The organism is Bifidobacterium sp. UBA6881, from assembly GCA_002451435.1.
GTDB lineage: Bacteria > Actinomycetota > Actinomycetes > Actinomycetales > Bifidobacteriaceae > Bifidobacterium.
The window spans coordinates 14,882-26,125 of the sequence record DKCF01000068.1; the positions used below are offsets into that span (position 1 = coordinate 14,882).

Consider the following 11,244-nt stretch of genomic DNA (forward strand, 5'->3'; position numbering starts at 1 on the left):
GTGGAGGACGCCTACACCGGCGATCTGGAGAAGGTTCGTGAGGCAGCCGTCCAGGCCGTGCACAAGCTCACCGTCGATCTGAAGAACCCGACCACGATCTCCGAAGTCGGCGCCACCGAGGCCGATCTGGAACCGTTGGCGCATGACGCCTTCCACGACGTATGCACTCCGGGCAACCCGCGTCAGGCCACCGAAGAGGACATCCTCGCCATCTACAAGAGCCTGATGTAACCCGATACAAAAACGATGGTGCCGAATATGCGGTTTCCGCCCGTGAAATCCGGGCGTGTCCTGCATATTCGGCACCATCGCCTATGAAGCGCTATTCCTCTTCGTGTTTTTCGCTCCACTCCTCGTCGGTGGGGGTGTCGTCATACAATTCATGCCCCTCCTGCTCCGCCAACTCCATCTGCTCGTTGATCCAGGCGGCCTCGGCCGGATTGATGTCCGCGGTGTCGAGCACCTTCTGCCACACGGGGTACAGCAGATGCAACACCGGGTACAACGCCGTGATGAGGATCTCCGGCTTGTGCTTGCGCGAATGCTGCGGATGCGCGTTGAACGTGTTCTTGAAGCGCCTCATATAGTTGAGGAACGATGCGGGGGAGGTGTCCATGCGCCGGGCGCTGATGCCCGCGATCATGCGCGGACTATATACGGTTTTGAGGTCCTTGCCCAACAGATGCAACGAGATGTCGATGTCCTCATGCATCACATCCGCCTTGTCACGGCAGACCTCGTCGGCGATCCGACGCCATGCGGACGCGCGCAACGCCATATTGGATCCGAACAACAACGGCTGCCCGCCGTCGGCCTTGTAAATGCGCTTCCGGGTGGAATTGTCCCCACGCAGGCCGATATGCCGGCTGGGCATGTCGTAATACATCACTGGTCCGGTGGCGCCCATGGCCTCCGGATCCTCGGTGAAGATCCCCGACACCACCTCGACCCAATCGGGGCGAATCATGCAATCGGCGTCGAAGCGGCCGAGAACATCGCCGGTGGCATGGTTGAAACCATAATCGCGCGTCGGAATCAGCCCTTGTTCCTCATCCTGATGCAGCAGACGCACCGGAGCCTCCGGATGATCCCTCATGAATTGTTCGACGATGGCGACGGTGGAATCCGTGGAACGGTTATCGACGACGATCACCTCATGTGGCATGACGGTCTGCCGGGTGGCGTTGAGCAGGCAATCGTTGATACGCTCCTGTTCATTCCAAGCGGGGATGACAATTGAAACGTTCAGCATGTTTTAAGAATAGGTTCCAGACCGTACACGACACCTATCGCTACAATGAGGAACCATGAGCGAACGCGAACAGCGGATGAATGACCAAACGGAAGCGACGGCCACGAAGGAGGCGAATTCCCGGCAGGACGGGCAGCGTTGGGACCTCGGCACCCTGTTCCCCGCGAAAGGCGATTCCCGCAGGCCTCCGGAATGGCTCGGCCGCGCGCTGCTGTACATCGCCATCGCCATCGTGGTCTTCTCGTTCTGCTGGCGTTCCTGGGGCAAGATCGAATACCTGGTCATCGACGTCATCGTCTCCCTGTTCATCGCGCTCGCGGTCGAGCCGATGGTTGTGCCGTTGGTGAAACACGGCTGGAAAAGACCGTTCGCGTCATTGTTCGCGTTGCTGGTGCTGGCGATCGTTCTGGGCGTGCTGTTCGCATTGTTCGGAAACCTGTTCGTGCAGCAGGTGATCGCTTTGCTCAACGGTCTGCCGGGCCTCTACCAGCAGATCTGCGATTTCGCCAATCAGCATCTGAGCTTCGAATTGCCGGAGATCAACAGTCTCGGCAATGAGATCCTGAAGAACGTGCAGACCTCGTGGGTCACCGATTTCGCGGGAACGGCGATGAGCACCGTCTCCGGACTGTTCTCCTTCCTGCTGAACCTCATGACGGTCATCATGACCACGTATTACATTTCCGCGGCCGGTCCGAAACTGCGCCGCGCGGCATGCCAATGGATGGCTCCCGAGGCGCAGCGCCGTTTCCTGTTCGTATGGACCGTCAGCCAAAGCCAGATCTCGTCGTTCCTGTTCTCGCGTGCGATTCTCGCGTTGCTCAACGCGTTCTTCACCTCGATCTGCCTGGAGATCCTGCATGTGCCGTACTGGCTGCCGCTCGCATTGTTCTGCGGCGTGGTCTCGCAGTTCATCCCAATGCTGGGAACGTACATCGGCGGCGCGTTGCCGGTGCTGTTCGCATGGGCCAGCTGCGGATTGTGGCAGGCCGTCGTCGTATTGGTGTTCATTTGCATTTACCAGCAGATCGAGAATCTGATCTTCGCGCCGAAGATCTCCCAGCGCACCATGGACATCAACGACGCGGTGGCGTTCCTCGCGGTATTGGCATTCAGCTCCTTGTTCGGCGCGCTCGGCGCGTTCCTCGCCCTGCCCGTCGTCGCGTCCATCCAGACGATTTTCCGCACGTACACCAAGCGCTACGATCTGGTGGATTCGCCGTTGATGAACGATCCAAGCCCGGAAAAGAAGTCGAAGTTGGTGGAGGGCGCCGAGGCGATCGGCGAGCATCTGCACGGTCCGCGCGCGGTCCAGGGGTCCAGCGCGCATGTGCCGCTTTCCGACGAGGTGCGTCATCTTCAGGAGCAGGCGTACAATATCAAACCTCATGACGATTCCCCCGCATCGGAGGAATCCGACGAATCGGAGACGATCGCCATCCCGAAGCATCTGCTCGACAGGACGGAACGCAAACCATTGCGGGGCGCCGCATCCGAAGACGAGCCGGCGGGAACGGATGGCGGAACGTCGAACGACGAAACAGCGAACGACAATCCAAGGAGTAGGTGGCGCTGATGGTACTGCTGAGCGTACTCGACATTCTGCTGGTGGTCGTCGGCGGCGCCGGCATGGTCTACCAGGCGGTGTGCATCCTCATCTCGCTGTTCGCCAAGCCGATCAAATTCCCCGACGCGCCGATGGACAAGCGCTACGCCGTGCTGATCTCCGCGCGCAACGAGGAGAACGTCATCGGCAACCTCATCGACTGCCTGCACGAACAGACGTATCCGACGAATCTCATCGATATCTGGATCGTGGCCGACAACTGCACCGACGACACCGCGCAGGTGGCGCGGTCCATGGGATGCCATGTGATCGAACGATTCAACCAGCAGCAGGTGGGCAAGGGCTACGCGCTGACCTATCTGCTCGACCAGATGAACGAATCCGGCGCGTCCGACCCCTACGACGCGTTCTTCGTGTTCGACGCCGACAACAAGCTCGACAGGCATTACATCGAGGAGATGAACAAGGCGTTCCAGTCCGGATTCAAGATCCTCACCAGCTACCGCAATTCGGTGAACCTCTCCGACAACTGGGTGTCTTCGGGCTCCGCATTGTGGTTCATCCGCGAATCGAGGTTCCTGTCGGCGTCGCGCATGTGGCTCGGCAACAGCTGCCACGTCGGCGGCACGGGCTTCATGTTCTCGCAGGAGGTCATGCGGCGCAACAACGGTTGGAAATTCCACCTGCTCACCGAAGATCTGGAATTCACCATGGATTCGGTGCTGCACGGCGACCGCATCGGATATTGCGGCACCGCGATCCTGTACGACGAGCAGCCGGTCACCTTCGCGCAGAGCTGGCGGCAGCGCCTGCGTTGGAGCAAGGGCTTCCTGCAGGTGTTCCGTTATTATGGGCCGGCGCTGATCAAACGCGCGGTGCGGGAACGCGACTTCTCCGCGGTGGATTTCACGCTGTTGCTGTGCCCGTTCACCGTGCTTGGCATCGCGCGCATCCTGCTCGGACTGCTATTTGCGGCCTGCGGATTCGTGACATGGCAGAGCCAGCTGAACTCCTTGGCCGGATGGTCGTCGGGCATCGTGATGTCGGTGATCGGCATGATGGCGCTCGCCGCGTTGACCATCGTGGTGGAACGCGACCACGTCGGCGCCACGAACAAGGAGCTGTTCGCCTATGTGCTGAGCTTCCCGATCTACATGTTCAGCTACGTGCCGATTTCGTTCCAGGCCATTTTCGCGAAGTCCGAGTGGAAGCCGATCGAGCACAAGGGCAATTGATCGGGCATGGGCTTTGGGCCGGCCATGGATTCCGGATTGGTCACGGTCTTTCGATCGGTCGTGGACTTCGGAGGCCGGCAGGCATCGTCCGATGGACTTTGACGGTTTCGGACGTTCGTGTGCTGTGGCATGGTGGCGGTAGACTATGGAACGTTTCGGCGGCTGAAGAAAAACAGCGGGCATCGGACTTCGATGTCGAACGATCGACGCCGAACAGGATTGGAAAGGCATATTCCCGATGTGCGTTGCGGATGAAGATTACCGGCGTGCCGAGCGCCGCCGTGCGCTCACGGTGACGGTTTCCTCGGTATTGACCGTGGTGCTGTGCCTCGGTTACGTCGCGGCCGACCTGTTCGACGTCATGCCCGGCGTGCTCACATTGCGCGACATCGAATACCCGAAGGTCGGCGAGCCCCGCCGCGGCGTCGCCGCCGCGTCCGTCGCGGACGACCTCGACACCTCGCGGACGATAGACGCGGCCGCCGCGAAATCGCTGATAGACGAATTCGGCAAGGCCGCCTCCGGCTTCGGCGGCGAATACTCCATCGCCATCGCCGACGCCTCGGGAACGGTCGTCGCGGAGCACGACATCGACGCGGCCCGCACACCGGCGTCCACCATGAAGACCCTGACCGCCTACGCCGCCGCGTCGAAGCTCGACATGGGCAAGACGCTCGACACGGAGACGTACCTCGAACAGCGGCAGGACGGCACCGCGCGTCTGGTGCTCAAAGGCAACGGCGACATGCTGCTCGGCGCGGGACTGTCGGATTCCGCGCACGTCAACGGCCGCGCCGGATTGGGCACGCTCGCGGCGGACACCGCGCAGGCGTTGCGGCAACGGGGCATCGACACCGTGACATTGGAATACGACGACACGCTGTTCTCCGACAGCCGTTGGCCGGACGGCATCGCCGAACTCGACACCGACCATGTGTATTACACCCCCACGGCTTCCATGGCCGTGGACGGCGGACGCCATTGGAACGGCGCCGCACCCGAGAACCCCGACATATTCAGCTCCTATCCGTCACTTGCCACGCAGCCGGTGCAGGAGGCTGTGGAGACGTTCCGGCAGCGGCTCACGGAACAGGGCATCACCGTGAATGGCGTGGAACAGGGCACCGCTCCCGAAGGCTCCAGTCCCATCGCGTCGGTAAGCTCCGCGTCGCTCAACGAGGTCATGGCGTTCATGTTGCGCCATTCCGACAACTCGCTGGCCGAGGAATTCGGCAGGCTTCTGGCATTGAAGACCGGCGACGAGAATTCCCCGGCCGGTGCGGTGCAGGCGGTCGAACGCACGATCAAGGAAGCCGGAATCTCCACTCAGGGACTGTCGATGGCCAACTGTTCGGGGCTGGCGGAAAGCTCCAGGCTGACCGCGCGCACCCTGATCGAGGTGCAGCACCGCAATCTGTCCAAGGGTTCCGGCGCCGCGGCCGCGGAAGGGCTCTCGATCGTGGGATTCGTGGGCACTGCCGCCGACCGTCTGAACGATGAAAGCGAGGCCGGGCTCATCCGCGTGAAAACCGGCAGCCTCGGCGACGTCTCGTCCATGACGGGCAATGTGACCCGGCTGAACGGCGGGGCGTTGTCCTTCGCGGTGATCGTCAACAACCCCACCGACTTCAACGCGGCGAAATCCGCCATCAACACGTTCGTCGCCGGACTGCCGAAACTGTGAGATGACGGCGACGTCTCTGCGCTTCGGAAGATGCCGGATCATGGAGACGGGCGGCGCGCGGCAGGGCGTGAATCTTCTCAGCGGATATTCAGCGTACGGCCAGAAACACGTCATTCGCGTGTGCCAAGATGGTGGGCATGCGAATCGCTGACGTACAAGAAGACATTGATCACGAGCTGATCAGCAAAGAAGAGATCGACAACATCATCAAGCGCGCCGCGGCCCAGGCCAGTGAGGACTATCGCGGCAGGGTGCCGCTGTTGGTGTGCGTGCTGAAGGGGGCCGTGAACACGCTTGCGGCCTTCTCCCAAGCCATGAGCATTCCCGCGGAAATGGATTTCATGAGCCTTTCGAGCTACGGTTCCGGCACCGAGTCGAGCGGCAAGATCACCGTTCGTCAGGATCTGTCCACCGACGTGCGCGGCCGTGACGTGCTGATCGTCGAGGACATCATCGATTCGGGCATCACCTTGCGCTGGCTGGTCGACGAGCTCAAGCGCAGGGGCGCGGCCTCCGTGGAGATTTTTGCGCTGTTGGAGAAGCCGGCGCGCCGCAAGGTGCAGGTTGATGTGAAATACAAGGGATATGAGATTCCGGATGAATTCGTGGTCGGCTTCGGTCTGGACTACGACGAGCGGTATCGCAATCTCGATTCAATCGCGGTGCTCAAGCCATCCGTGTACGAAGGAGGTCAGGCATGAGTTTTCCTGGTCCGGGCCAGTCGCCCAGCAATGGCGGTGGCAACAACGGTCCCAACGGGGGCGGCAATCCCTTCACCAATCCATTCAATCGCAACAACGGCAATGGTAGGAACGGCAACGGTTCCAACGGTTCCAAGGGCGGGCCGCGACCGTTCTGGCAGTCGCCGTGGCTGTGGGTCGTGGTCGTGGCGCTGCTCGCCGTGACCATGTTCCAGCTTTTCGTCGGTTCGGGATCCCAGACCATCGACACCAAGTACGGCATGCAGATCCTGAACAACGGCGGCGTGGAATACGCGCAGATCGTCGACAACACGCAGCAGGTCAAGCTGAAGCTGACGAACGATTTCTCCGCGACCGATCCCGACACCGGCCGTACGAAGAACTACGGCAAGAACGTGCAGTTCTACTACACGTACGCGCAGTCCGCGCAGGTGGTCAAGGCCGTGGAGAAGGCCGATCCGTCCAAGGGCTGGACCGCGACCATGCAGCAGAGCAGCGTCTGGACGTACCTGCTGACTTCGCTGCTGCCGTTCCTGATCATCTTCGGCCTGTTCTGGTTCATGATGAGCCGTATGGGCGGTGCCGGCGGCATGTTCGGCATGGGCGCCAAGAAGAACAGCGGCAAGCTGCTCGACGGCCAGACCCCGACCACCAAGTTCTCCGACGTGGCCGGCGAGGAAGCCGCCGTGCAGGAAGTCGAGGAGATCAAGGACTTCCTCAAGGATCCGTCGCGCTACAAGGCATTGGGCGCCCGCATCCCGCGCGGCGTGCTGCTGTACGGCCCTCCGGGAACCGGTAAGACGCTGCTGGCGCGAGCCATCGCAGGCGAGGCCGGCGTGCCGTTCTACTCCATGGCGGGCTCCGACTTCGTGGAGATGTTCGTCGGTCTGGGCGCGTCGCGTGTGCGTGACCTGTTCGACGAGGCCAAGAAGAACGCGCCGGCCATCATCTTCATCGATGAGATCGACGCGGTCGGCCGCAAGCGCGGCGGCTCCGGCATGAGCGGCGGCCACGACGAGCGCGAACAGACGCTGAACCAGCTGCTGGTCGAGATGGACGGCTTCGACAACGACACGAACCTGATCATTATCGCCGCGACCAACCGTCCCGACGTGCTCGACCCGGCATTGCTGCGCCCGGGACGTTTCGACCGCCAGGTCGCCGTCGAGGCGCCTGACCTCGAAGGCCGCGAGGAGATTCTGAAGGTGCACGCCAAGGGCAAGCCGTTCGTGCCGGACGTCGATCTGCACATGATCGCCGTCCGCACCCCGGGCTTCACCGGCGCCGATCTGGCCAACGTGCTCAACGAGGCCGCGCTGCTGTGCGCCCGTGCCGGCGCGCAGCTGATCGATAACCGTGCCATCGACGAGGCCATCGACCGCGTGCAGGCCGGTCCGAAGCGCCGTTCCAAGGGCATGGCGCTGGACGAGCTGCGCAACACCGCGTACCACGAGGGTGGCCATGCGCTGGTGGCGGCCGCCATGAACGACACCGATCCGGTGACCAAGGTGACGATTCTTCCGCGTGGCCGTGCGCTCGGCTACACCGCGGTGATGCCCACCGAGGACCGCTACTCCATGTCCCGCAACCAGCTGCTCGACCAGATGGCATACGCCATGGGCGGCCGCACCGCAGAGGAGGTCGTGTTCCACGACCCGACCACCGGCGCGTCCAACGACATCGAGAAGGCCACGAAGATCGCACGCCAGATGGTGCTCGACTATGGTTTCTCGTCCAAGCTCGGCGCGATCAAATGGTCCGATGACGAGCAGAGCGATCTGGGATCGTTCAACCACAACTATTCCGCACGCACCGCCGAGATTATCGATGACGAGGTGCGCAAGCTCGTGGAGACCGCGCATACCGAAGCCTGGAACGTCATCAACGAGAACCGCGACATTCTGGACGAGCTGGTACGTCAGCTGCTCGTCAAGGAGACGCTGAATGAAAAGGAGCTCGCGGAGATCTTCGCCAACGTCAAGAAGGCGCCGAAGCGCGAGGTCTGGCTCAGCGACGACAAGCGTCCCGACTCCGACCTTCCGCCGGTGCCGATTCCCGATTCCCTCAAGAAAAGCGCAGGATTGACCAACTGATGAGCGATATCGAACCATTCGATACCCTCCTTGACGACAAGGCCCGTGCCGCACATGCGGCCGGGCCTGTCGGCTATGACGAGGAAGGCGTGCGCAAGGCCGTGCGCCTGTTTCTGAAATCCATCGGCGAGAATCCTGACCGCGAAGGTCTGCTTGACACGCCGGATCGCATCGCGCGGGCATGCAAGGAGCTGTTCGCAGGCCTCGGTCATGATCCGCAGGAGGTGCTGAAAACCAAGTTCAAGGTCGACACCGACGAAATGGTGCTGGTACGCGACATCGAACTGTTCTCCGTCTGTGAGCATCATCTGCTGCCGTTCCACGGCGTCGCGCACGTCGGCTACATCCCGTCGAACGGGCAGGTGGCCGGACTAAGCAAGCTCGCACGGCTGGTGGAGCTCTACGCTCGTCGCCCGCAGGTACAGGAACGGCTCACCCAGCAGGTCGCCGACGCGCTGATGAAGGGCATGGACGCGAAGGGCGTGATCGTGGTCACCGAATGCGACCACATGTGCATGGCCATGCGCGGCGTCAAAAAGGCGCAGTCCCGCACCGTCACATCCGCGGTGCGCGGGTGCATGCGCGATCCCGCGACCCGCGCGGAGGCCATGAGCCTCATTCTGTCGAACCATTCGTGAGTGTGGCGCAGGCTGGCGTGGAACGCAGGTGGACGGATTCGTCTGGAATCATGACTGGAAATACAAGGAAAGGACAGTCATATGCCGATGGACATGAAAGCATTGCATGACAGCGGTCGCACGTTGGTGATGGGCGTGCTCAACATCACCGAGGACTCCTTCTCGGATGGTGGCCTGTGGCTCGACCCGGCCGCGGCGCGCGCGCATGGCGAGACGATGATGGAGACCGGGGCCGATATCATCGACATCGGCGCGGAATCCACCCGCCCGGGCGCCAAAAGAGTGGACGAGCCGGACGAATTGCGCCGTGTGCTCGGTGCGGTCGATGCGCTGGCTCCCGAGGGAGCCGTATTGTCCATCGACACCACGCGTGCCTCCGTCGCATCCGCCGCGCTCGAACATGGCGCGCGGATCATCAACGACGTGTCGGGCGGCCGGCTTGATCCCGAGATCCCGCATGTGGTGGCCGACCATCCTGAAGCCCTGTACATCGTGCAGCATTGGCGCGGCTGGCTCAACGGCTCGAAGGGCGCGGTGCCGGACGCCGACACGTCGGTATACGCCCACGGTGTGCTCGATGACGTGTATGACGAGTTGATGAAGCAGGTCGACGCCGTATTGGAAGCCGGAGTCGCGCCGGAACAGATCATCATCGATCCGGGTCTGGGATTCTCCAAGCCCGGCGTCGAACACAACCTGCCGTTGCTGGCCGGACTTCGCCGCTTCACCGGCAGCGGATATCCGGTGTTGGTCGGCGCCTCGCGCAAGAGGTTCATCGGCGCGCTGCTCGCGGATGCCGGTATCGAACGAGCCGATATGGACGACAAGGACAACGCCACGGCCGCCATCAGCGCGCTGTGCGCCGAACATGGCGCTTGGGCGGTCCGTGTGCACGATGTGGCGAAAAGCCGCGATGCGGTGGCGGTCGGCAATACATGGCGCGCGTACGCGGCCAGATAATCGGTGTAGCCATCGTTCGCCGCGTCGCTTAGCCATCGTGAATGGACAATCGGCGTATGCGGCCGATGACGCGCAAGAATCTTCAAGGAAAGGTTGGCATGGATCAGATTCGATTGACGGGAATCCGCGCGGCGGGCAGACACGGCGTGCTTGATTTCGAGCATGAGCGCGCGCAGACCTTCGTCGTGGACGCCACGTTGTCTCTGGATCTGTCGGTCGCCGGGCGCACCGACGATCTGCACGACACCGTCGACTACGGCGCGATCGCCAAGGGCATCGTCGCCATCATCGAAGGCGAGCACGTCGATCTGATCGAAAAGCTAGCCGATCGCATCGCGACGATGATTCTCGGCTATTCCGCCGTGGCGCGCGTGCAGGTGACCGTGCACAAGCCGAACGCGCCGATCGTCGTACCGTTCGACGATGTGAGCGTCACCGTGGAACGTTCCCGTGAAACCGTTTCGCGGCAATCGCAATCGCGTGCACAAGATCCGGATGGTGCCAGTGCCGGTGTCCGCGGCGAAGGACGCTGCCACTGTGCCGGCCACAGCGCCGATGATGAGGATTTCCGCAATCCCGCTGACCGTGCTGATCAGGGCGTCGTCTGCGGTGCCGGTGACGATTATGCGGCCGATACTGCGAACATTGCGCGGCCGGTGCATCACGCCGTCATCGCGTTGGGCGGCAATCAGGGAGACGTCGCCGCCACGCTGCGTGACGCGGTGCGCTGCATCGACGGGCTGCCGTCCACGCAGGTGACGGGCGTCTCGCCGCTGTACCGCACCGACGCGTGGGGCATGCCGGCGGGCACCGCGGAATTCCTCAATGCGGTCGTGTCGGTGAACACGAAACTCTCCGCGGAGGAACTGCTGCGCGGTCTGCAGCGCATCGAAGCCGAACATGGGCGCGTGCGAACGGACCATTGGACATCGCGCACGCTCGACCTCGACATCATCGATTTCGACGGCATGCGCAGCGACGACCCCGATCTGACGCTGCCGCACCCGCGTGCCTGGCAGCGTGCGTTCGTGCTGGGACCGTGGCTGGCGCTGGAGCCGGACGCCGAACTGGGCGGGGCACACGCCGGTTCGGTCGCGCAGCTCCTGCACGAGGC

General features: G+C 62.5%; 9 protein-coding genes and 1 pseudogene. 9 read left to right on the top strand and 1 reads right to left on the bottom strand.

Annotation, left to right across the window (positions count from 1 at the left end):
- A pseudogene (locus B3C64_RS05075) lies at positions 1–231 on the top strand (iron-containing alcohol dehydrogenase); the annotation flags it as partial.
- Positions 232–322: 91 nt separating this feature from the next.
- Here the strand turns inward: B3C64_RS05075 and B3C64_RS05080 are convergent.
- Positions 323–1,252, bottom strand: coding sequence for a glycosyltransferase (locus B3C64_RS05080; RefSeq protein ID WP_291534172.1), 930 nt, complete (start codon positions 1,250–1,252; stop codon positions 323–325).
- Positions 1,253–1,307: 55 nt separating this feature from the next.
- Between B3C64_RS05080 and B3C64_RS05085 the strand changes: the two genes are divergently transcribed.
- From B3C64_RS05085 to folK, 8 genes are all read left to right on the top strand, one after another.
- The gene (locus B3C64_RS05085) at positions 1,308–2,828 is read left to right on the top strand and encodes an AI-2E family transporter (RefSeq protein WP_291534173.1); all 1,521 of its coding nucleotides are present in this window, start codon (positions 1,308–1,310) and stop codon (positions 2,826–2,828) included.
- Positions 2,828–4,054 (top strand): glycosyltransferase family 2 protein, encoded by a 1,227-nt coding sequence (locus B3C64_RS05090; protein WP_291534224.1) that lies wholly within the window; start codon positions 2,828–2,830, stop codon positions 4,052–4,054. Before B3C64_RS05085 ends, B3C64_RS05090 begins: the two co-directional genes overlap by 1 nt.
- Before the next feature lie 238 nt (positions 4,055–4,292).
- The gene (locus tag B3C64_RS05095) at positions 4,293–5,738 is read left to right on the top strand and encodes a D-alanyl-D-alanine carboxypeptidase/D-alanyl-D-alanine-endopeptidase (protein WP_291534176.1); all 1,446 of its coding nucleotides are present in this window, start codon (positions 4,293–4,295) and stop codon (positions 5,736–5,738) included.
- 137 nt (positions 5,739–5,875) lie between these two features.
- Positions 5,876–6,439, top strand: coding sequence for a hypoxanthine phosphoribosyltransferase (gene hpt / locus B3C64_RS05100; RefSeq protein ID WP_291534177.1), 564 nt, complete (start codon positions 5,876–5,878; stop codon positions 6,437–6,439).
- Positions 6,436–8,532, top strand: coding sequence for an ATP-dependent zinc metalloprotease FtsH (ftsH, locus tag B3C64_RS05105; protein WP_291534179.1), 2,097 nt, complete (start codon positions 6,436–6,438; stop codon positions 8,530–8,532). The genes hpt and ftsH overlap by 4 nt, the downstream gene beginning before the upstream one ends.
- A complete protein-coding gene (folE, locus tag B3C64_RS05110) occupies positions 8,532–9,170 on the top strand; it encodes a GTP cyclohydrolase I FolE (protein WP_291534180.1) in 639 nt (212 codons plus the stop codon). Before ftsH ends, folE begins: the two co-directional genes overlap by 1 nt.
- Before the next feature lie 81 nt (positions 9,171–9,251).
- Complete coding sequence (gene folP, locus B3C64_RS05115) at positions 9,252–10,130, top strand: dihydropteroate synthase (protein ID WP_291534181.1); 879 nt, start codon at positions 9,252–9,254, stop codon at positions 10,128–10,130.
- 98 nt (positions 10,131–10,228) lie between these two features.
- The coding region (folK, locus tag B3C64_RS05120; RefSeq protein WP_291534182.1) for a 2-amino-4-hydroxy-6-hydroxymethyldihydropteridine diphosphokinase at positions 10,229–11,244 on the top strand (1,016 nt) is incomplete at its 3' end.

What these genes read in the sequence shown, in the direction of transcription:
- B3C64_RS05090 (WP_291534224.1), top strand. Translation starts at nt 2,828, where the DNA reads ATGGTACTGCTGAGCGTACTCGACATTCTGCTGGTGGTCGTCGGCGGC.
- B3C64_RS05085 (WP_291534173.1), top strand. Translation starts at nt 1,308, where the DNA reads ATGAGCGAACGCGAACAGCGGATGAATGACCAAACGGAAGCGACGGCC.
- B3C64_RS05095 (WP_291534176.1), top strand. Translation starts at nt 4,293, where the DNA reads ATGTGCGTTGCGGATGAAGATTACCGGCGTGCCGAGCGCCGCCGTGCG.
- hpt (WP_291534177.1), top strand. Translation starts at nt 5,876, where the DNA reads ATGCGAATCGCTGACGTACAAGAAGACATTGATCACGAGCTGATCAGC.
- B3C64_RS05080 (WP_291534172.1), bottom strand. Translation starts at nt 1,252, where the DNA reads ATGCTGAACGTTTCAATTGTCATCCCCGCTTGGAATGAACAGGAGCGT.
- folE (WP_291534180.1), top strand. Translation starts at nt 8,532, where the DNA reads ATGAGCGATATCGAACCATTCGATACCCTCCTTGACGACAAGGCCCGT.
- folP (WP_291534181.1), top strand. Translation starts at nt 9,252, where the DNA reads ATGCCGATGGACATGAAAGCATTGCATGACAGCGGTCGCACGTTGGTG.
- ftsH (WP_291534179.1), top strand. Translation starts at nt 6,436, where the DNA reads ATGAGTTTTCCTGGTCCGGGCCAGTCGCCCAGCAATGGCGGTGGCAAC.